Here is an 18157-nt window from a genome sequence, read left to right as displayed (position 1 = left end):
AACATCGGTCCGCGAAAAGCTGCTGAAGCAGTCGAGTCGGCCACCAACGGCTGTAGACGGCGAAGCCCCGCGCAAGCGTGCCGATCGTGGCCAGGAGCAGCACCAGGAGCGGCGAGAGCGGGGCGAGAAGAAGCGGGACAAAGCCCAGAAGAACGACATCAGCAGGCTGACGGAAGTGGACTTCTTGGAGAAGTTCACCTCCCGGATGTTTGGCTACCAATTGGAGCTGTTCGAGGCTAAGCGCAACCCTCTGACGGCGCGGATCCGCAACGTGCTGAAGTCCCGCCAGATCGGGCTGACGTACTACTTCGCCGCCGAAGCATTCATGGATGCCGTGTTGACCGGTGACAACCAAATGTTCCTGTCGGCCAGCCGCGCCCAGGCCGAGATTTTCCGAAGCTACATCGTCACCTTCGCGGCGGAGTGGTTCGACATACAGCTGACCGGCAACCCGATCAAACTGTCCAAGGACGGTAAGCCCTGGGCGGAACTTCGCTTCCTGTCCACGAACAGCAGCACGGCCCAGGGGCACCACGGGCACGTCTACATCGACGAATATTTCTGGATCCGCGACTTCCTCAAGCTGGATGGCCTGGCCGGCGCCATGGCGTCCCACGCGAAGTGGCGCAAGACCTACTTCTCGACCCCCAGCGCGGTCACGCACCAGGCCTATCCGTTCTGGACAGGGGAAGAGTTCCGCAACAGCAAGCGCGGCAAGAAGCTAGCGAAGGAGTGGCCCAGCGAGGCCGAGATTCACGCCGGCACGCTCTGCCCGGACGGCCAGTGGAGAAAGGTCATCACGGTGCTGGATGCGGCAGCAGCGGGATGCAACCTGTTCGATATCGAGCGGCTGCGGCTGGAGAACGACGAAGAGCGCTTCGATCAGCTCTACATGTGCAAATTCATCGACAGCACACAGAGTGTATTCGGGCTCAAGGAGCTGGAGCGCTGTTACAGCGACCTCACGCTGTGGGATGACTACCAGGAGAAGGCCGAACGTCCCTTCGGCGATCGCCCGGTGTGGTTGGGCTATGACCCGAGCCGAACCCGGGACGATGCGACGTGCGTTGTCGTGGCCCCACCGGATGAGCCAGGCGGCACGTTCAGGATCCTGGAAAAGTACTCATGGCGGGGGCAGTCGTTCACGTACCAGGCCAACCAGGTCAAGAAGCTGACCGAGCGCTTCAACGTGCAGCACATCGGTATCGATACGACCGGGGTCGGTATCGGTGTGTACGACATCGTCTGCGACTTCTACCCCAAAGCGAAGCAGATCCACTACAGCCTGGAGACGAAAACGACGCTGGTCCTCAAGGCCCAGGACGTTATCCAGGCCGGGCGGCTTGAGTGGGACGCCGGCTGGACCGACATCGCCCAGGCCTTCCTGACCATCAAGCGCGGAACCACGGGCGGTGGGCAGATCACCTTCAGCGCCTCCAGGACCGACGCCACGGGCCACGCCGACATCGCCTGGGCGGTCATGCACGCCCTGCACAACGAACCCTTGAACACCAACAAGCGGCGCCGTAGCCGCTATCTGATGAGCACAATCCATGGCCAGACGACGCAACAGACCCCAGCAGCCCCAGGAACAGGCGCCACAGCGCACACGGGTGTTCACGTTCGGCGAGCCGGAACAGGTGCTTACCGCCAACATGGGCGAGTACCTGGGCGTGTTCCCCACCGACGACGGGCGCTTGTACAAGCCGCCGGTGTCGCGGGCTGGCCTGGCAAGGCTGCTGCGTGCCAACGCGCACCACGGCGCCATCCCCAAGTTCAAGCGCAACCTGCTGCTGCGTGAGTTCATCCCCTCGGCGGGCTGCAGCACGCACACCATGGGCTGCGCGGCGATGGACTACATGGTGTTTGGGGAAGCCTTCTTCCTGGTGCACTTCAACTTCGCGGACCAGGCCCTGGAGCTGGAGCACCTGCCGGCGCTCAACATGCGGGTAAAGGTGGATGGCGGCTTCGTGATGCTGTTGCCGCACAGCAAGGAAGAGGAGTTCGACCAGGACGAGATCATCCACATCAAGGACTACGACGTAGAGCAGAACATCTACGGAGTACCGGACTACCTGGGCGGGCTCCAGGCGCTGCTGCTCAACGAGGCGGCGACCCTGTTCCGCCGGCGCTACTACAGCAACGGTGCCCATGCGGGCTACATCTTCTACACCAACGACCCCAACCTGTCCGAGGAGGACGAAGACAACCTGCAGGCGCAGATCAGCGCGAGTAAGGGGGTGGGTAACTTCCGGTCAATGTTCGTCAATATCCCGGGGGGACAAGAAAACGCGATCAAGATAATCCCCGTGGGAGACTTCCAAGCGCGGGACGAGCTGGAGAAGGTGAAGAACATCACCAGGAACGACATCATCGCGGCCTGGCGGATGAACCCGGCGTTGGCTGGCATCATTCCAGAAAACTCTGGCGGGTTTGGTGATATCGAGAAGATCGACCGTGTATACACCAACAATGAAATCAGACCGATCTGCCAGCTGTTCAACCAGGTGAATGATCTATTGCGTGAGGATCGTCGTATAAGTTGGCGAGATCCTGCGCCGGTAACGCAATGAACCCATAGGCTTAGAGGCGATGGGCACTAGTTTGTGGCAGAATAGTGCCCAATCAGGAACCGGGGTGGTGTATGCGAGTTTATTGCAGGGAGTGCGGCGGGAAGTGCCGGATCTCTTCCAGAAACGATATCTCTAAGGAGTTCGTTTCCCTCTATTGTGACTGTCAGGATTGTGGGCACCGCTTCGTTTCACACCTGACGTTCTCCCATACGCTGCGACCGTCTGAGCAGATGATGGATCGCCTGGTGTTCGACCGCCTCAACAGCATGAGCAGAACCCGACAGCAGGAGATCTTTCAGCAGCTCGGGGTCAACGAAGCGCGGTAGTTCTTGAAGCGAATTTCAATGTCTGTGAAGTCTCTCATCAAATCCGACGACAGCTGAATAAGCCCAATCCTCCCCCGTGGTGAAAGTTCAGAAGTATGAACGTCGGTCAGCAAGGCCAGCATGTTGCCGTGGCTTTCGATATCGTCGGCCAGCTCAGTAAGGCAGGGCGCTGGGTGTGTCATGGCGTAACTCCGTTTTGCATGATGGCACATGGCTAATATTTTGTGATCCAAAATTGTGGTCGTCAAGGTTTTTAAAGGTATTGAAATTCCATGGTTAGTGTGGGATTTGGTTTCTTGATAGGGCGTTTGGCGGCTATCAGGTGATATCAATAAGTATCTGTGGGTATCTTTGCGTGAAATATCAAAATGGGCGCCGAAGCGCCCATAAATACCATTTATATATCCTTTAGATATCCTTTGGATATCTCTTAGGTATCCTTTTGATATCCCTCTAGCTTGTACTTCAGTGAGTTGATTCTCACCACTCCGAACTTTCGGTGACCTGCATCGTTCTCGAAATTGACCACCAACATGTCGGCGGGCAGTGGGATCATCACGGTGCCATCGCCAGGATCGTGATAGAGGCGCTGGGTGGCCTGCATCAGGAAGAAGTCGCCCGGCAGGGCTAACTGCCGCCGCGCTTCGTCCACCTCAATATCCGTCACCGCCACCAGGTTGCCGTCTATCAGCATCATGCGGCCCCCTTTATCTGCACCTGCGATTCCAGCTCCTCGATCCGCCGCTGCAAGATGCCGATCATGCGCGCCTGCTCATCGGTGAGCTGGTCGACCACGGCGGAGCGCTTGAGCCTGTGGGTAATCTCGCCGTTCACTGACCGCTCATTGATCCGGGCCAGGTCGGCAATCTCGGTAGTGACCGCGTCAGGCAGAAAGATGGTGATCGAACCCGTCTGGCTCGCGGTGTCTTCAGCGTCGATCGACAGGGCAAGGCGCGCCACGATCTCTGAATTCATGCTGCGCAGGCGCGCACGAGCCACTACGGCGATGCGCTCTCGCATGCCATCAGGCAGACGGATCATGAATTTGTCAGCGGTGCGGGAGTTGGTGAATGTAGTCGACATCGTTGTTTGCTCCTTCAGATCTGGGTGAGGCGTGGCGTTGCAGCCAGCAGTTGGTGCACCAGGGCGGCGTCCTGGTCGGACAGGTCGCCCTGCAGGCATGCCGCGTCGGTCACTCTTTCCAGCTGGCTCCGGGCTTCGCGGGTCTTCATGACCAGGAAGCCAATCAAGGCGCCGCCGACGACAGCGGTCGCCTGCAGGTGACGCGGCGTTGTGGTAGCCTTCGAACCGCTGCTGCTTGGGGTGGATGCTTTCAAGGGTGTTTCTCCTTCTTGTAGTGGCTGGTGCCTGGAGTTGCTGCTCCTAGGCACCGTCTATTCCCAACTAGTCCTGCAGGGCTGGATCGAATCTCGCGCTATTGCCATGGATGCGCTCGTAGACCTCCTGGCGGTGCACATCGACTGTGTCAGGCGCAGTGACGCCAAGGCGAACCTGGTTGCCCCTGACGGCCAGTACCGTGACTTCAATGTCGTCATCGATGCGGATGGTTTCGCCGATACGGCGGGTCAGAATCAGCATGTTGATTTCCTTCTGAGTTGGTTCAGTGCTGTGGAAAGAGCGGTGGCGGTGAATACGGCTTTCAGCTCGCTCCGTACTTCGAAAATCCCAAGATCTGTGCCGTCTACGTCGACCAGGTGGACCAGGCTTAGGTCGGCTGGCACTTCTTCCTGCCGTTGACGCCAGTAGTCGCTGACCACCAGTTCCGCCAGATCCTCCGCTCGGGCTGTCTCCAGATAGATCGAGGGCAGCGGTAGCGCGCTGGGGACGCCGTTGACCAGGTAGCGCACGATCATTCCCCGACGACCTCCGGCGCCCAGCGCTCCATCAGCTGCTGCCAGATCTGGCTACCGCCCAGGATGCGTTCGTGGACCTCCAGGTCCGGGGTGTAATCCATCATCAGCACCTTCAGGCAGTCCTCGAACAGCGGCAGGTCCAGGCCGCGTAGGGCGCTGAGTTCAAAGGGGAAGTCCTCGCCGTTGTAGACCCCGAGCAGGAACCGGCCCAGGACGCGGCTCTGTCCGGTGTCGCGCAGGGCGAGGGGAATCAGGCGGTGTAAAGCCTGGGTGCCGGCGGTGACGATCGCGGGTAGGCGCTGCTGGTGGGCCTGGGCTTCGGCCATGACGGTGGCCAGGGTGCGGTGGTTGTTGTGCATGACGTCTCTCCTTGAGCGGGTGAAAAAAACACCCGTGTGTAGTCCCCCGTTTTGTCCGGAACATCCGGAACATCGCCGGGGGCGTTTTCTGGAGGCCTTGAAGTTCGTGGCCTACAGCTTTTCCAAAACGTTCCGGTATTACCGGAACATGCCGGAACGTGGTTTTTCGCGATAATCGCTGTATCCCGCGTGGTTACTGGGTTGCAGCTGAAGCTGACTCAAAGGTCAAGAGCGGAACATTGCCAGAACATGCCGGAACGGAATTTGTTCCGGTGCGTTCCGCTCTGTTCCGGTGCTACCGGAACGTTTTTTGTTAAGTAACTACCTGTATTTATTGAATATTTTTTTAGTAAGTTAGAAATGTTCCGGATGTTCCGGACAAAACGGGGGACTCCGCACAAATTCCTTTCACCCCCATGGATCACCCCCTACAGGAGCAAACCCCCAACGTTTCAAGCCCCGCCACGTTTGCTGAAGAACCACAGATTCAGGGACCGCTTCTCTATGCGTGATCGGGCTTTGCGCAGCTCGATGAACTTGTGGGTTGTGCTGCTGGCGAGTGCTCGACGCAGCTGGGTGTCGGGGATCACCTCCTGGCCGGCCAACCTGCAGCGCTGCTGGAAGTGCTCGATGTTGATGGCGATCAGTTCTTTGTCGACGCTGTGGTTCAGCGTTTCGCGGACCTCTTCCCGCTCACCATCCCCGTCACTGATCGTCACTACGTCTTCATTCAGGTAGTGGTAGATCTGCCAGAATTTCGCAGCGGTCGGATCCTCGGACTTGCACCGTTGCTGCCGATCGATCGCCCTGGTCTCGATGTGGGCGACCAGGTTCTGCAGGTCCTGTTCGCTCCAGTCCGGGAAGAACGCTTGTGCGGCGTAGGCAGCTGCCATGATTTGGGCGTGGGACTGATAGATCCGCATTTCAGTGATGGCGGGGTTCGCCATCAGGCGGCGCTCATAGCGGGGGAATGCCTCGAAGTAGCGGTCCAGCCACAGCTTTTCGTTAGCCAGGCAGTGACGCAGGTACCCACCCAGCTCCTTTGCTTTCATTGCCTTGAGCCGATCGGCCAGCGGCTTGAGAGCTTGGCTGTGGCCTTCTTTGGTGCAATGGAAGTGAACGATGCGGGACAGTGTGGCTTCGTCCCCGGTGACGCTCGCGTTCTGTGAGATCGCCAGTGCGCCACGCCAGATGTCCACACGCTTCTCATTGCCTGCAGTCTTCACACCGGTTACCCGGAGCTGGGCGTGGTAGTCGAACATTGGTTTCACGTCGTCCCAGGTGAACTGCATCGTGACGGTTCGTCCCTGTGCATCGACGTAGGTCCGGTCGGACTCGATCAGCACCAACGGCAAGTTGCTTACTTCAGCGAAGGCCCGAAGCAGGCCGACAGAGCTTGCGCCGGAGCCGCTGGGCTTGATGCCTTCGGTGTTCTCGCGGCCCACCAGTCGCCAGAGGAAGCGAAGCAGCGACGACTTACCCGCACCTGGTTCGCCGGTCAGCTCAAGGAAGCCGAAGGACGCCTGCTGGCTGGCGATCTGTTGGACGAACAGGGAGGCGGTCCACCAGGACAGTGCGCCCAGGCCGTTCATGCCGTTGACCGCCAGAAAGTCAGAGAACCAGGACGGGTCGAAGTCTTCGCCTCGCTCGAACTTAACGGTGCCCAGTGCCGTCTTGATGCCACGGCCCTTGACCTCGATGAAGCCGTGACTGTTCACCGGCAGCTCGCGGCCGGCATGGAAGCCGAACTCAGGGAAGCAGTACGTGCCGGTGTCTTCGTCGTAGCCCAGGAAGGGGAGGCTGCGAACGGTGCGTACTGGACGCCGCTCGTCGTTCAGCCACTTTGCCTTGAGTGTCGCCAGCTCCCGGGCACCGCCCTCGAAGTTGCCGCCGGGGGTGAAGTCCAGCATGCCCTTGATGAAGCCCCGCGGATCCGCGATCGCGCCGGAGGATAGTGCGGCCTGGCAATTGCGGCTCTGGTCGGGGAAGGTGAAGCTGAAGTGATAACGCTGCTCGCCGGTGATGATGTCCTTTTCCAGGTAGTCCAGGTCAGGGATGCAGTTGGAAATCTGAGTGACGCGGGCGGCGCTGTAGAAGTGCTCGCGGTTACCCTCCAGCTTGTCATCGCCCAGGGCCTTGGTCAGCTCGGCCTGGTTGACCCGAACAGAGAACAATTGGTTGCGGAACTCGACCAGGTCGAAGGCGAAGGGCTTGCGAAGGTAGGTCAGGTAGGCAAGCTTCTTTGCACTCTCGGCGGTGAACAGGCGTCCGCGATAGCAAGCGTCGTCCATGAAGTCCTGGTCCAGCTCGCCATCGCGATAGACATCATCCCAATCCCGTTCGCCAGCGAGCGCCACCCAGCCGATTTCGTGCATTGAGCGCAATTGCTTCAGGTACTTCGGGATGTACTGCTTACCAGCTTTGTCATCGTCCAGGCCGATCACCCAGGTGATCAGTTGGCCTTTGTTCGCTTCGACGTAATCCCATGGGAAGTTCACGCAGCTGATCGAAGCGATTGCCTTGAAACCGGCCAGGTGTAGAGCGATCGCGTGGAAGATGCCTTCCACGACATAGACTCGGTCATTCTTCCCAATCGTCTGGCCTGGCGGGGTCCAGCCACGGTTGGTGTAGCTCATACCCGACTTGATACCGGCCTTGTCGCCGTTGTTCTCAGCAACAGCGGAGGCATCGATGATGCGCTCCCAGTAGCCATCGCAAAGAGGGAAGCGCACGGTGTCTGCCCAAACGCCGGAGGCCATCTTGCGGCGGCCCTGGCTGTACCAGTCGGTTAGGCCACTGACATCGAAGCCACGGGCGCGGCGCAGGTAAGCGTCTGCAGTTGCGTTTGGGGCGTCCGGCGTCGATGGGAAGCGCTGGCTCAGGTTCTCGAAAAGGTGACGGTACCGATCGCGGGTTCGCTCGGAGAAGCCACAATTGTTGTGACGGTTGCACTTGAGCTGGTAGGGCTTTTCCTTGCTGACGAACAGTTCTCGCTTTCCGCAACCAGGGCAAACGCCCTTCTGGAAGTACTTGGAGTTGGGCTTCTGGTCCTTGGCCAGGAAGTCCAGGTCGCGGTCATATTCGATGGCCGGCAGGACGTCCTGCCGGTAGATGTCTTCGAACTGCTCGGGTGTGATGCGTGCGCTCATGCCAATCCCTTACCGCTTGCCTTCCATGCGGACGCGCTCGGCCTGTTCTGCCGCTTCCAGGGTCATGTGCACCATGTTGATAAGGACCGCCGCTTTCGAGCCTTCGCGCTTAGGCCGGATGATGTAATTGCCTGATTTGATTTCGTTTTCCACTGCGCTTGAAGACTGGCCTGAACGCCGGGTGTACTCCGCGATGGTCATGTATGGCGTGTCGATGTGGATCTGCATTCTGTTAACCTCTGCGTCGCTTATTTAGGGATATCTGGGTCAAAAGTACCCATATGGAACCCTAGAATAAGTACCCATATGGAACCATGTCAAGAGGGGAGATGCAGTCGATGGAGCTTGCGGAGAAGCTGAAGGCGATCAGGATCAAGGAAGGCCTGACACAGTCAGAGCTGTGTGAAGCCACAGGCATCAGCCTGAGCAGCTACAAGAAATACGAGCTGGCATTGCGTACCGAAGTCAGCTCAATCGCACTCCTGAAGATCACCAACCATGCGCGCTTCAAGAAGTACACGCTGTGGTTGATGACCGGCGAAACCGCCCCAGAATGCGACCAGGTGAGCCCGGTCTAAGCCATGTCGATCAAGAAACTGCCTACCGGGGAGTGGCTCCTGGACTGCAGGCCAGAAGGTCGCGATGGACCACGTGTCCGCCGTAAGCTGAAGTCCAAGAACGAAGCGATGCATGCCGAACGGCTGCTGATGGGGGATGGTGCTCGAGGCGAGTTCGAGAAGAAGCCCAAGCGCGACGATCGACGCCTCAGTGAACTGGTGGACCTCTGGTTCAAGCTGCACGGCCAGACGCTCAAGCGAGGGGAGGAGCGTCAGCGCGCTCTGCAGGCCATGGCTGAGCGAATGGGCGACCCGCGCGCCACGGACTTCACCGCTGCCAACTTCACCCAGTACCGCGCCGAGCGCCTGGCTGGTGACCATGGCCGAAGCACTCCGGGCAATGGTATGAAGAAGGGGCAGAAGGCCAAGCCCGTCAGCGCGAACACGCTGAACCATGAACTGGCCTACCTGAGCGCCGTGTTCAACGAGCTGGACCGCCTGGGCGAGTGGAAGGGGGAGAATCCGCTGGCCAAAGTCCGGCGGCTGAAGTTCGACGAGCCGGAAATGGCGTACCTGGAGAAGGATCAGATCCCGCCATTGCTCAATGCCCTGGACAAGATCTCAGCCAGCGCCGGTGTCGTTGCGCGGATATGTCTTGCCACTGGTGCACGCTGGTCCGAGGCCGAGGGACTGACAGCTCGCCAGGTGAAGGATCGCCGCATCCACTACCACCGAACGAAGAACTCCAAGAGTCGAGCAGTGCCGATCAGTAAGCAGCTGCAGGAGTTGGTGAAGGCCAATCTGCCATTCGGTGACTGCTACAAGAAATTTGGAGAGGCTGTCGAAGCTATCAGTCTCGATCTGCCAGAAGGGCAGATGACACACGTTCTGCGCCACACCTTTGCCAGTCACTACATGGCCAACGGTGGGGACATCCTGACCCTGCAGCGAGTCCTTGGGCACTCGTCGCTGGTCATGACAATGCGTTATGCCCATTTCAGCCCGGGTCACCTAGCTGAGGTGGTAACGCTGAACCCTCTGAGCAGCATTGCAAACAAGGAGGTAGGAAATGACTGAGGCTCTAGAGTGGTGCGTAGTCGTCTGGGATTTTGCAGGTTCTCCGGCTGCAGATAAGTCAGTCAACTGGAGCACTGTTGCTATAGCTCTCACCTCGGGTTTGATTGGTATAGGTGGCTCATGGTTAGCCCTCGGATGGCAGGCATGGAGGGAGAGCCGCAGCGTTCGTGCAGCCATTTTGTCTGAAGTTGAAGCATTGGTTGAGATTGCCGGGAGGCAGAGATATGGCATCCAGCTATCCGACGCTATCAAAAACTGGAATCCGCGGCCGAGTGCATACGGGCCGGGAGTATCGGTACGCCGTGTAAGGCTGAACATCCCTGAACACTACAATCGCGTCTATTTGGCGAATGCTCCGAAGCTTGGAGTGCTTAACGAAAAAGATGCTAGGAATGTAGTTCGCTTTTACCAGCTTATTGACAGCTTGCGTGCCGACACATCAGAAGGGGGGGGCTTGTACGAAGGGACAGACGATTACGAACAGATGAAGACTGCTTACCGCACCTTCGAGACGGCGCTGGAGCTGGGCAAGTCATTAGCTATTCGTTGAAGGCTGGCGGGGAGTGTGGACGAAATGTGGACACTTATGGGGTTGTGAAACCCCGATTCGTCAACGCCAGAAAGACGAAAGCCCCGCATTGCGGGGCTTCTAAGGTGGTGCCGGCACCAGGAATCGAACCCGGGACCTACTGATTACAAGTCAGTTGCTCTACCATCTGAGCTATACCGGCACAGGGGCGTCATTATAGCGATGGAATCGCGGCTGTAAACCACTTCGTTGCATTCATCGCTAAAACCCCTAAGTCACCGAGGCGAAAGGAGAATTTTCCTACCAGCCGCGGTGGATGGTGTTGACGCTCGGCTCAGGCTTGCCTGGGTTGAAGAACAGCTTGCCGTTGTCGCAACCGCGCTTGCGGCAGCTGCCGTCGACGTTGTGCAGCGGCAGGCCGCGGTCGCCGCCGAGCTGCATGCCGGGCATGTTCCAGTCGAGCGGGGCGGGCTTGTTGCTGGCGGTGTTGCCGGCGCAGCCGGTCATGGCCAGGGCGAGGGTCAGCAGGGCAAAGGGCTTGGCGTGTTTCACGTGTTCGAGTCCGTTCCGGGATCAGTCTTTGTTCAAAATGCGCTGGATGGTGCCGCCGCAGGCCATGTAGCAGGAGTCGTAGTCGTTGCCGCAACTGTAGCTGCTCCCTGTCGAGAAGGGGTAGCTTGGGTGGTAGCAACTGTGACGCGCTTCCTTCTTGCTCTTGCCGTTCTGGCAGTACTGGTAGGCCCTCATCTCGGCCTGGTACAGCGCGCGTTCGCTGTTTTCCTGCAACCGGGCCATCTGCTGGCAATGGTTGCGCTGCGCAGAGCAGCTGTTGATGCAGTTCATGCCATGCGCACTGGGCGGTGGCGAGTATCTATAGCTGTAGCTCGGGCCACAGCCGGCCAGCGGCAGGCAGGCCAGTAGCAGGGCCGCGAGGCCCTTGCGGGAAAATGCCATGGGGGGTGCAGTCCTTGATCATTCGTCGCTGAACTCCAGCAGGTCGCCCGGTTGGCAGTTCAGTGCGCGACACAGCTTCTCCAGGGTCTCGATCTTGAAACCCTTGATCTTGCCGTTCTTCAGCAGCGACAGGTTCGCTTCCGTGATACCGATGATTTCCGCCAGGTCCTTGGAACGTATCTTGTTCCGGGCCATGACGACGTCGAGGCGGATGATTATCGGCATAGGGAGCGGTTAGACATAACAGTTGTGTTCATCGCTGATGGTCTTGGCGTCACGCATGAGCAGCGAGAAGGCACACAGCAGGATGCCTTTCATGATCTCGTAGACAGCCAGCGATGATACACCGATCGAGACGCTGAAGCTCCTTTCCCCGGCAGGCAGGTCGATGGCCAGGGCCAGGCCCTGGAAGGTGTCGATCACCGGCCACAACAGCGGCATGCCGATACACAGCAGGCCGACCCACCACAGCAGCTTGATGTTGGCGTTGGTCCAGGTCTGGCCCTTGGACAGCCGGTGGAAGAACAGGCCGGTCATGCCCAGGGCCAGGGCCGAGATGCTGGTGGGGATCATGTCCAGTGTCAGGACCAGGCCGATGGACAGGGGCGAGGGCTGGAAGTCCGGCGCGAGCAACAAGGGCATCTGGTCGCCGTGGGCCTGCAGGTAGGCGGACTGCACTTCGGGGAAGTCGAACAGCCATAGCATGGGGGTGCCGAGCAGTTCTACCGCAGCGGTCGTCCAGGCGAGAAAGGCGGCGAATGCGCCAATGGTGCGTAGGCGCGAACGCGCATAGGCCACGGATCTACTGTTCATGGGGTGCCTCCGTACAGTGATGAACGGGGCGGATTATTCTTGAATAATTATCGTAATACAATAATTAATTAGGTGATTTTGGGGGTGGTGACACTTTGCCGCAGGGGGGGCATTCGAATTGTGGTGGTGGTGATGGCCCTTTCGCCAGCAAGCTGGCTCCTACAGGGGGAGGGGTTTGGGCTGGATAATATAATTTACGAAGCTTTCAGCAGGCTTTAAGGGGTTTTCACTGTTTGTGGACGATTGCTCGCGACAAATAATTAGTCTGAGTCTATCGTTTTGACTTATTCGATCAGTTCAGCTAATCTTCTGTTCATTATGTTGAACAGTAAAGCTTTCAAGCTCCTCTCCACCTCCCGCCTGGTTTCCCGTGAACGTCACTGGACCGGCGACCTCTAGTTCCTCCCTGCCTCTTCAGCCTTAACCGTCTTTTTCCGGCGCCGATGACTGCGCGCCCGGCTGCTGTCGCCCATGGGAGGGCACCATGCGTTCCTGGATCTATCTGATCGTCGCCATCACCTTCGAGGTGATCGGCACGGCGTCGATGAAACTCGCCGCCACTCATTTCCCCGTGATGGGGCATGTGGTCATGTACGTCATGATCTGTCTGTCGTATTTCTTCCTGGCCCTGGCGGTCAAGCGGGTGCCGGTGGGTGTCGCTTACGCGCTGTGGGAGGGGTTCGGCATCGTGTTGATCACCCTGATCAGCGTGCTGTGGCTGGGTGAAAGCCTGGGTTGGACCAAGGCCCTGGGCCTGGCGGTGATGATCGCCGGTATCCTGCTGGTCAAGGCGGGTACCCGGGCCAAGGCTGTCGAACGTGAAGGGGAGGCGTTGCCATGCTGATCCCGTTCGCCTGGTTGGGCCTGGCCATTGCGCTGGAAGTGCTGGCCAACCTGTTGCTCAAGTACTCCGACGGCTTCCGTCGCAAGGGCCTGGGCGTGGCCTCGATCCTTTGCGTGCTGGCAGCTTTCACCGCGCTGGCCCAGGCGGTGCAGGACATCGATCTGTCGCTGGCCTACGCCATCTGGGGTGGCTTCGGCATCCTCGCCACCGTGGCCATGGGTTGGGCCTTGTTCGGCCAGCGCCTGGCCGGTCGTGGTTGGTTGGGGCTAGTGCTGCTGCTGGTGGGCATGAGCCTGCTGAAACTGGCCTGAAATCCCCTCGTTCGAGGGTAGTTAGAGCGTTTGGCTGGAATGCTTATGCACAAGGAGCATTTGCGCCTTGCACAAAAGGCATGCCGGCCGACGCTACCACCGGTCTTTGCGCAAAGGCCTGTTTTTTCTGGCTTTCACGGTTTCAGTGGAATAAGCAACGCGGCGCAAATAGCGCTTTTCTCCAAGATCAGCCGATTTTCATCACAAGCTTGTTCACAGACTTATCCACAGGTTGTCAAACCTCCTGCGGCGATCCGTCGCGCTCGGCCAGCAACAACAGATTGCGTGGCGTGAGGGGGTAGTCGCAGAACACGCCGACGCGTACCGCGTAGCCTTGCTCGCGCAGGAACAGTGCGCGGTCGAGCACCAGCCACATCTCCAGCGGCCGTCGGAACAGGTTGCGCACCAACTCGAGGTTGCGCACCTGGGCCAGGCGCTGCCATCCCATCGCCTCCAGGCTGGTCCAATCGGGATCTCCGCTCAGTTCGACCTGCTTGAGGTCGGCCAGGTCGCGGCAGTACTGCTCGAAGGGCTTTGCCAGCCAGCTGACGGGTAGCGAGGGGGTCGGCAGGTAGTCGTCCACGCCGCGTTGCTGGCGCTGCAGCACGTCGAAGCCCAGGCGGCGGGCCATGGAGGTGTCGCGTTGGCGGCGTGTCCTGAGGCTGGAGGTTACCGCCTCGCTCAGCGGCAGGCCCAGGTCTTCCTGAGTCAGAGCCAGGGTCGAGGCCAGCGCGGCTGCTGACATTGCATGGTAGTGCTTGCCCTGGATGCGGTTGTAGCAGCAGGGGGCCACGGCGATCTGCTGGCACCCCTGTTGGCTGGCCGCTCGCAACAGGCGCACATGCAGGTCGCCGCAGGCGTGCAGGGCGACTGCGCTTTTGCCGCCATCAAGGTGCTGGACACAGTCCGCAGCCATGACGTCCTGGTGCACATGAGTGGCGGGCAGGTGGTGATGGTCGCTCAGGGCCTGGCCGGCGTTGACCAGGTCGACGTCATACTCCAGGCAGGTCAGTTGTTGGCCGGGCTGCAGCAAGCGGCGGCCCAGGTGGCCTTTGCCGGAGCACCAGTCGAGCCAGTGGTGCGCGGGCTGCGTGAACGTCAGGCGGCTGGCGAAGGCTTCGATCTGTTGCCACTTGCGGCCGGGGACGTTGACGTCGAGGCGGTGGCCGGCGGGGTGCAGGCCGGCATCGGGCAGTTCGCCTACCTCGGACAGGTGCAGGGCCTGCTCGGCCAGCTGCGCAAAGGGTGCCGGGGCGTGGAGGTGCTCGGGATATCGCTGGACGGCTTCGGCCTGTTCCAGGGTGCGTTGGCGCAGCCAGTGGGACAGTTCGGGGTGCTCGGTTTCCCAGCCCATTCGCACGTGAGTGAAGGGGCGGGGGCGCCACAGGTGCTGATGCTCGACGAGGAAGTGGTCGAGGGCCTGGAAGCGCTCGAGCAAGTGCGGGTCGTGGAGGGGGGACGTGGTCGGCATGCAGGCACCGCAGCGTTATGGGTAGGGGCCGCTTCGCGGCCCATCGCCGGCAAGCCGGCTCCTACAGGGACCGCGCAACACCTGGTGATGATGCGCGATCGTCACAGGCTCAACGCCCCTGGCAGGCGTCCACGCGCAGCCAGCGCTCCAGCAGCTTGAAGCCCTGCACCAGGAAGAACGAGATCAGCAGGTAGAACACCCCGGCGGCAAAGAAGATCTCCACCGGCAGGTAGGTCCGGGCAATGATGGTCCGCGCCATGCCGGTCAGCTCCAGCAGCGTCACGGTACTGGCCAGGGCACTGGCCTTGAGCATCAGGATCACTTCGTTGCTGTAGGCCGGCAGGCCGATGCGCGCGGCGCGCGGCAGCATGATGTAGAACAGCGCCTTGCCACGCGACATGCCCAGTGCCCGGGCGGCTTCGATCTCGCCCTTGGGGATCGCCTGCAACGCGCCGCGCAGGATCTCGGCGATGTAGGCGGCGGTGTGCAGGGTCATGGTCAGCACGGTGCACCAGAACGGATCACGCAGGTACGGCCACAGCGAGCTGTCGCGCACCAGGTCGAACTGCGCCAGCCCGTAGTAGACCAGGAACAGCTGCACCAGCAGCGGCGTGCCGCGGAAGAAGAAGATGTAGCCGTAGGGCAGGGCGCGCACGTACCAATGGCGCGAGGAGCGGGCGATGCCCAGCGGAATGGCCAGGATCAGCCCGGCGATGACCGCGATGGCCACCAGCTCCAGGGTCAGCGTCGCACCCTGTGCCAGCCGTGGCAGCCACTTGATGATGACTTCCCAGTTCATTTATTCGGCCCTCATGAAGCCGCGAGCGGCGCGCTTTTCCAGGAAGTGCATGCCCGTCATGGCAATGACGGTCAGGCCCAGGTAGATGCACGCGGCGACCGCGTAGAAGGTGAACGGCTCCTTGGTCACGGTCACGCCGATCTGCGCGTGGCGCATGATCTCTTCCAGGCCGATCACCGACACCAGCGCGGTGTCCTTCATCAGGATCATGAACAGGTTGCCAAGGCCCGGCAGGGCGATGCGCCACATCTGCGGCAGGATGATCCGCGAGAGGATGCGGCCTTTCGACAAGCCGAGGGCCAGGCCCGCTTCACGGTGGCCCTTGGGGATGGCCAGGATCGCGCCGCGGAACACTTCCGTGGCGTAGGCGCCGAAGCACAGGCCGAGGGCGATCACGCCGGCGGCGAAGGCGCTGAGCTCCAGGCCCGGCATGTTGAGCAGTGCGCCGAGGCTGTTCATCAGCCCGACGGTGCCGAAATAGATGAGCAGCACCCAGAGCAGTTCGGGCACGCCGCGCACCAGTGTCGAATAGGTGCCGCCAAGCCATTGCAGCGGCTTGACTGGAGAGGTCTTGGCCAGGGCGCCGAGCAGGCCCAGGACCAGCCCCAGCAGCAGGGCGCAGAGCGCCAGTTTTACCGTCATCAGGGTGCCGGCCATCATGGCCGGACCGAATCCGTGCAGGTCGATATTCATGGGTAAGTTTGTTCAAGGGACAGGCATCGCCGTGGCGGCGATGCCTGTCGGGGCGAATCAATAGATGCTGAACGGGAAGTACTTGTCGTTGATCTTCTTGTAGGTACCGTCGGCGACAATTTCCTTCAGTGCGGCATTGAGCTTGTTGCGCAGCTCGTTGTCACCCTTGCGCACGGCGATGCCGACCTTGTCGCTTTCGTTGACCGGTTCTCCCTTGAACTCGTAGTCCTGGCCAGCCTTCGACTTGAGCCAGTCGTAGTTGGCGTACTTGTCGGCCAGGATGGCGTCGACACGGCCGGAGGTCAGGTCCAGGTAGGCGTTTTCCTGGCCATCATAGAGGTTGACCTTGAAGTCGCCGTCCATGCCGCCGTTGTCGTCCAGCCAGGTCGCGGCCTGGGTGGCGCGCTGGGTGCCGATGGTCTTGCCCTTGAGCGAGGCGCGGTCGGTCTTGAAATCGACCTTCTTCGGTGCGATGAACTGTTGCTTGTTCGAGTAGTACGGGTCGGTGAAGTCCACCGCCTGCTTGCGCTCATCGGTGATCGACAGCGACGAGACGATGAAGTCGAACTTCTTGGCGTTCAGGGCCGGGATGATGCCGTCCCAGTCGGAGGTGACCACTTCGCACTCGACCTTCATCTTGGCGCACAGGGCGTCGCCGATGTCCTTGTCGAAGCCGACGACCTGGCCGCTGGCATCCTTGTTGTTGAACGGTGGGTAGGCAGCTTCGATACCCATGCGCAGTTTTTCCGCGGCCATTGCGTTGGCCGACATCACCAGCGTGGCAGCAGCTGCCAGGAAGAACTTCTTGTAAGTCTGCATGTATTGCTCCGTTAGCGGTGGCTGGACATGAATTGCTTGCAACGCGCCGAGGTCGGGTTTTCGAAGACCTGCTGCGGCGATCCCTGCTCTTCGACCAGGCCCTGGTGCAGGAACACCACTTCACTGGACACCTGGCGGGCAAAGTTCATCTCGTGCGTCACCAGCAGCATGGTACGGCCTTCGTCGGCCAATGCGCGGATGACGTTAAGCACTTCCTGGACCATTTCCGGATCGAGCGCCGAGGTGGGTTCGTCGAACAGGATCACCTTGGGTTTCATGGCCAGGGTGCGGGCGATGGCGGCGCGCTGCTGCTGGCCACCGGAAAGCTGGGCGGGGTAGCTGTGGCGCTTGTCGAAGATGCCGACCTTGTTCAGCAGCGCCTCGGCATGCTCGATGGCTTCGGCCTTGCTCTGGCCGAGCACGCGGCGTGGCGCCTCGATGATGTTGTCGAGGATCGACATGTGCGGCCACAGGTTGAAATTCTGGAAGACGAAGCCGATTTCGCTGCGCAGGCGGTTGATCTGGCGGTTGTCGGCGGCGATCAGGTCGCCGTTCTTCTGCGCCTTGAGCTTGAGTGCCTCACCGGCGACGAGGATCTCGCCTTGATGCGGGTTCTCGAGCAGGTTGATGCAACGTAGCAGAGTGGACTTGCCGGAGCCGGACGACCCCAGGATGGAGATCACGTCACCGTCGCGCGCGGTCAGCGAAATGCCCTTGAGAATTTCCTGCTCGCCGTAGCGTTTGTGCAGGTTGCGGATTTCCAGCGCGGGCGTGGCCTGGGCCATGTGCGGTCCTCATGTGTTCGGGTGCGTTCCCAGCTGTTGGCGGCCTTCCTGGCGAGCGCCACGCTAGCATAGCGGCATAACGGCGGCCAACCGGGTCGCGGGGGGCTCAGGTCGCTGGTGGGACAGTTTGTCGCATCGTTGCAGTGGACTGTCGCGAGGATGTCCGCAACGGCGTTTTGCCCAGCGCCGGAGCCTTGATGAAAAAAGGCGCGATGGTGCCAGCT

General features: G+C 60.3%; 25 protein-coding genes, 1 tRNA gene and 1 pseudogene. 8 read left to right on the top strand and 19 right to left on the bottom strand.

Annotated features, from left to right (window positions below; all coding sequences use genetic code 11):
• From NGM28_RS02430 to NGM28_RS02420, 3 genes are all read left to right on the top strand, one after another.
• Positions 1–1801 (top strand): terminase large subunit domain-containing protein (locus NGM28_RS02430; protein WP_252088553.1); only part of this gene is annotated, 1801 nt, incomplete at its 5' end.
• Positions 1713–2573, top strand: coding sequence for a phage portal protein (locus NGM28_RS02425; protein ID WP_252088560.1), 861 nt, complete (start codon positions 1713–1715; stop codon positions 2571–2573). The genes NGM28_RS02430 and NGM28_RS02425, both read left to right, overlap by 89 nt.
• 71 nt (positions 2574–2644) lie before the next feature.
• A complete protein-coding gene (locus NGM28_RS02420; RefSeq protein WP_252088552.1) occupies positions 2645–2899 on the top strand; it encodes an ogr/Delta-like zinc finger family protein in 255 nt (84 codons plus the stop codon).
• Here NGM28_RS02420 and NGM28_RS02415 read toward each other — a convergent pair.
• The 9 genes and pseudogenes from NGM28_RS02415 to NGM28_RS02375 all read right to left on the bottom strand — a co-directional run bounded on the left by NGM28_RS02415 (position 2869) and on the right by NGM28_RS02375 (position 8509).
• On the bottom strand, positions 2869–3081 hold the full coding sequence (locus tag NGM28_RS02415) for a hypothetical protein (protein ID WP_252088561.1): 213 nt from the start codon (positions 3079–3081) through the stop codon (positions 2869–2871). The genes NGM28_RS02420 and NGM28_RS02415 overlap by 31 nt on opposite strands.
• Before the next feature lie 248 nt (positions 3082–3329).
• Positions 3330–3596 carry a hypothetical protein gene (locus NGM28_RS02410; RefSeq protein ID WP_252088551.1) on the bottom strand — a complete coding sequence of 89 codons (267 nt, stop codon included), beginning with the start codon at positions 3594–3596 and terminating at the stop codon, positions 3330–3332.
• A 241-nt stretch (positions 3597–3837) separates the two neighbouring features.
• Positions 3838–3982 (bottom strand): annotated as a pseudogene (locus NGM28_RS02405) (Arc family DNA-binding protein); the annotation flags it as partial.
• A gap of 14 nt (positions 3983–3996) precedes the next feature.
• Entirely contained in the window at positions 3997–4236 is a 240-nt protein-coding gene (locus NGM28_RS02400) for a hypothetical protein (RefSeq protein ID WP_252088550.1), read from the bottom strand.
• A 67-nt stretch (positions 4237–4303) separates the two neighbouring features.
• Complete coding sequence (gene csrA / locus NGM28_RS02395) at positions 4304–4498, bottom strand: carbon storage regulator CsrA (RefSeq protein WP_252088549.1); 195 nt, start codon at positions 4496–4498, stop codon at positions 4304–4306.
• Positions 4492–4773: a hypothetical protein gene (locus tag NGM28_RS02390; protein ID WP_252088548.1), complete on the bottom strand. Its 282-nt coding sequence runs from the start codon at positions 4771–4773 to the stop codon at positions 4492–4494. The genes csrA and NGM28_RS02390 overlap by 7 nt, the downstream gene beginning before the upstream one ends.
• Positions 4770–5132 carry a DUF7673 family protein gene (locus NGM28_RS02385; RefSeq protein ID WP_252088547.1) on the bottom strand — a complete coding sequence of 121 codons (363 nt, stop codon included), beginning with the start codon at positions 5130–5132 and terminating at the stop codon, positions 4770–4772. Before NGM28_RS02385 ends, NGM28_RS02390 begins: the two co-directional genes overlap by 4 nt.
• A gap of 452 nt (positions 5133–5584) precedes the next feature.
• Entirely contained in the window at positions 5585–8281 is a 2697-nt protein-coding gene (locus NGM28_RS02380; protein ID WP_252088546.1) for a bifunctional DNA primase/helicase, read from the bottom strand.
• Between the two features lie 9 nt (positions 8282–8290).
• A complete protein-coding gene (locus tag NGM28_RS02375) occupies positions 8291–8509 on the bottom strand; it encodes a hypothetical protein (RefSeq protein ID WP_252088545.1) in 219 nt (72 codons plus the stop codon).
• 101 nt (positions 8510–8610) lie between these two features.
• Here NGM28_RS02375 and NGM28_RS02370 point away from each other — a divergent pair, with 101 nt between their 5' ends.
• From NGM28_RS02370 to NGM28_RS02360, 3 genes are read left to right on the top strand one after another with little or no spacing between them, the layout of a single operon-like run.
• Positions 8611–8859, top strand: a complete 249-nt coding sequence (locus NGM28_RS02370; protein WP_502943814.1) for a helix-turn-helix domain-containing protein — start codon at positions 8611–8613, stop codon at positions 8857–8859.
• Between the two features lie 3 nt (positions 8860–8862).
• Positions 8863–9915: a phage integrase gene (locus NGM28_RS02365; protein ID WP_252088544.1), complete on the top strand. Its 1053-nt coding sequence runs from the start codon at positions 8863–8865 to the stop codon at positions 9913–9915.
• Entirely contained in the window at positions 9908–10465 is a 558-nt protein-coding gene (locus NGM28_RS02360; RefSeq protein ID WP_252088543.1) for a hypothetical protein, read from the top strand. The genes NGM28_RS02365 and NGM28_RS02360 overlap by 8 nt, the downstream gene beginning before the upstream one ends.
• A 105-nt stretch (positions 10466–10570) precedes the next feature.
• Here the strand turns inward: NGM28_RS02360 and NGM28_RS02355 are convergent.
• The 5 genes from NGM28_RS02355 to NGM28_RS02335 form a co-directional block, all read right to left on the bottom strand.
• Positions 10571–10646, bottom strand: a tRNA-Thr gene (locus NGM28_RS02355).
• A gap of 98 nt (positions 10647–10744) precedes the next feature.
• On the bottom strand, positions 10745–10996 hold the full coding sequence (locus tag NGM28_RS02350) for a hypothetical protein (RefSeq protein WP_252088542.1): 252 nt from the start codon (positions 10994–10996) through the stop codon (positions 10745–10747).
• 21 nt (positions 10997–11017) lie between these two features.
• Entirely contained in the window at positions 11018–11398 is a 381-nt protein-coding gene (locus NGM28_RS02345) for an Aq_678 family protein (RefSeq protein ID WP_011536201.1), read from the bottom strand.
• 18 nt (positions 11399–11416) lie between these two features.
• Complete coding sequence (locus NGM28_RS02340; protein ID WP_011536200.1) at positions 11417–11623, bottom strand: helix-turn-helix domain-containing protein; 207 nt, start codon at positions 11621–11623, stop codon at positions 11417–11419.
• 9 nt (positions 11624–11632) lie between these two features.
• Entirely contained in the window at positions 11633–12211 is a 579-nt protein-coding gene (locus NGM28_RS02335; RefSeq protein WP_240065254.1) for a hypothetical protein, read from the bottom strand.
• A 484-nt stretch (positions 12212–12695) separates the two neighbouring features.
• Between NGM28_RS02335 and NGM28_RS02330 the strand changes: the two genes are divergently transcribed.
• Together NGM28_RS02330 and mdtI are read left to right on the top strand one after the other, a co-directional pair.
• Positions 12696–13055, top strand: a complete 360-nt coding sequence (locus NGM28_RS02330) for a multidrug/spermidine efflux SMR transporter subunit MdtJ (RefSeq protein ID WP_011536198.1) — start codon at positions 12696–12698, stop codon at positions 13053–13055.
• On the top strand, positions 13049–13366 hold the full coding sequence (gene mdtI, locus NGM28_RS02325; protein WP_252088541.1) for a multidrug/spermidine efflux SMR transporter subunit MdtI: 318 nt from the start codon (positions 13049–13051) through the stop codon (positions 13364–13366). The genes NGM28_RS02330 and mdtI overlap by 7 nt, the downstream gene beginning before the upstream one ends.
• 235 nt (positions 13367–13601) lie before the next feature.
• On the opposite strand, the gene NGM28_RS02320 is transcribed toward mdtI, so the two are convergent.
• From NGM28_RS02320 to NGM28_RS02300, 5 genes are all read right to left on the bottom strand, one after another.
• A complete protein-coding gene (locus NGM28_RS02320; protein ID WP_252088540.1) occupies positions 13602–14837 on the bottom strand; it encodes a methyltransferase in 1236 nt (411 codons plus the stop codon).
• Positions 14838–14946: 109 nt separating this feature from the next.
• Positions 14947–15636: an ABC transporter permease gene (locus NGM28_RS02315; protein ID WP_240065256.1), complete on the bottom strand. Its 690-nt coding sequence runs from the start codon at positions 15634–15636 to the stop codon at positions 14947–14949.
• The gene (locus tag NGM28_RS02310; RefSeq protein WP_240065257.1) at positions 15637–16329 is read right to left on the bottom strand and encodes an ABC transporter permease; all 693 of its coding nucleotides are present in this window, start codon (positions 16327–16329) and stop codon (positions 15637–15639) included.
• A gap of 57 nt (positions 16330–16386) precedes the next feature.
• On the bottom strand, positions 16387–17148 hold the full coding sequence (locus NGM28_RS02305) for an ABC transporter substrate-binding protein (RefSeq protein WP_240065258.1): 762 nt from the start codon (positions 17146–17148) through the stop codon (positions 16387–16389).
• A gap of 11 nt (positions 17149–17159) precedes the next feature.
• On the bottom strand, positions 17160–17933 hold the full coding sequence (locus tag NGM28_RS02300) for an ABC transporter ATP-binding protein (protein WP_011536192.1): 774 nt from the start codon (positions 17931–17933) through the stop codon (positions 17160–17162).
• Between the last annotated feature and the right edge of the window lie 224 nt (positions 17934–18157).

The sequence above is a fragment of the Pseudomonas sp. MWU13-3659 genome, assembly GCF_023757525.1.
Classification (GTDB): Bacteria; Pseudomonadota; Gammaproteobacteria; order Pseudomonadales; family Pseudomonadaceae; genus Aquipseudomonas; species Aquipseudomonas entomophila_E.
The sequence above is the reverse complement of the archived record's forward strand: the minus strand, read 5'-3'. Positions and strand labels throughout refer to the sequence as shown.

What these genes read in the sequence shown, in the direction of transcription:
- NGM28_RS02420 (WP_252088552.1), top strand. Translation starts at nt 2,645, where the DNA reads ATGCGAGTTTATTGCAGGGAGTGCGGCGGGAAGTGCCGGATCTCTTCC.
- NGM28_RS02385 (WP_252088547.1), bottom strand. Translation starts at nt 5,132, where the DNA reads ATGCACAACAACCACCGCACCCTGGCCACCGTCATGGCCGAAGCCCAG.
- NGM28_RS02300 (WP_011536192.1), bottom strand. Translation starts at nt 17,933, where the DNA reads ATGGCCCAGGCCACGCCCGCGCTGGAAATCCGCAACCTGCACAAACGC.
- NGM28_RS02345 (WP_011536201.1), bottom strand. Translation starts at nt 11,398, where the DNA reads ATGGCATTTTCCCGCAAGGGCCTCGCGGCCCTGCTACTGGCCTGCCTG.
- NGM28_RS02330 (WP_011536198.1), top strand. Translation starts at nt 12,696, where the DNA reads ATGCGTTCCTGGATCTATCTGATCGTCGCCATCACCTTCGAGGTGATC.
- NGM28_RS02365 (WP_252088544.1), top strand. Translation starts at nt 8,863, where the DNA reads ATGTCGATCAAGAAACTGCCTACCGGGGAGTGGCTCCTGGACTGCAGG.
- NGM28_RS02360 (WP_252088543.1), top strand. Translation starts at nt 9,908, where the DNA reads ATGACTGAGGCTCTAGAGTGGTGCGTAGTCGTCTGGGATTTTGCAGGT.
- NGM28_RS02305 (WP_240065258.1), bottom strand. Translation starts at nt 17,148, where the DNA reads ATGCAGACTTACAAGAAGTTCTTCCTGGCAGCTGCTGCCACGCTGGTG.
- NGM28_RS02310 (WP_240065257.1), bottom strand. Translation starts at nt 16,329, where the DNA reads ATGAATATCGACCTGCACGGATTCGGTCCGGCCATGATGGCCGGCACC.
- csrA (WP_252088549.1), bottom strand. Translation starts at nt 4,498, where the DNA reads ATGCTGATTCTGACCCGCCGTATCGGCGAAACCATCCGCATCGATGAC.
- NGM28_RS02375 (WP_252088545.1), bottom strand. Translation starts at nt 8,509, where the DNA reads ATGCAGATCCACATCGACACGCCATACATGACCATCGCGGAGTACACC.
- NGM28_RS02370 (WP_502943814.1), top strand. Translation starts at nt 8,611, where the DNA reads ATGCAGTCGATGGAGCTTGCGGAGAAGCTGAAGGCGATCAGGATCAAG.
- NGM28_RS02390 (WP_252088548.1), bottom strand. Translation starts at nt 4,773, where the DNA reads ATGATCGTGCGCTACCTGGTCAACGGCGTCCCCAGCGCGCTACCGCTG.
- NGM28_RS02340 (WP_011536200.1), bottom strand. Translation starts at nt 11,623, where the DNA reads ATGCCGATAATCATCCGCCTCGACGTCGTCATGGCCCGGAACAAGATA.
- NGM28_RS02410 (WP_252088551.1), bottom strand. Translation starts at nt 3,596, where the DNA reads ATGATGCTGATAGACGGCAACCTGGTGGCGGTGACGGATATTGAGGTG.
- NGM28_RS02380 (WP_252088546.1), bottom strand. Translation starts at nt 8,281, where the DNA reads ATGAGCGCACGCATCACACCCGAGCAGTTCGAAGACATCTACCGGCAG.
- mdtI (WP_252088541.1), top strand. Translation starts at nt 13,049, where the DNA reads ATGCTGATCCCGTTCGCCTGGTTGGGCCTGGCCATTGCGCTGGAAGTG.
- NGM28_RS02415 (WP_252088561.1), bottom strand. Translation starts at nt 3,081, where the DNA reads ATGACACACCCAGCGCCCTGCCTTACTGAGCTGGCCGACGATATCGAA.
- NGM28_RS02320 (WP_252088540.1), bottom strand. Translation starts at nt 14,837, where the DNA reads ATGCCGACCACGTCCCCCCTCCACGACCCGCACTTGCTCGAGCGCTTC.
- NGM28_RS02335 (WP_240065254.1), bottom strand. Translation starts at nt 12,211, where the DNA reads ATGAACAGTAGATCCGTGGCCTATGCGCGTTCGCGCCTACGCACCATT.
- NGM28_RS02315 (WP_240065256.1), bottom strand. Translation starts at nt 15,636, where the DNA reads ATGAACTGGGAAGTCATCATCAAGTGGCTGCCACGGCTGGCACAGGGT.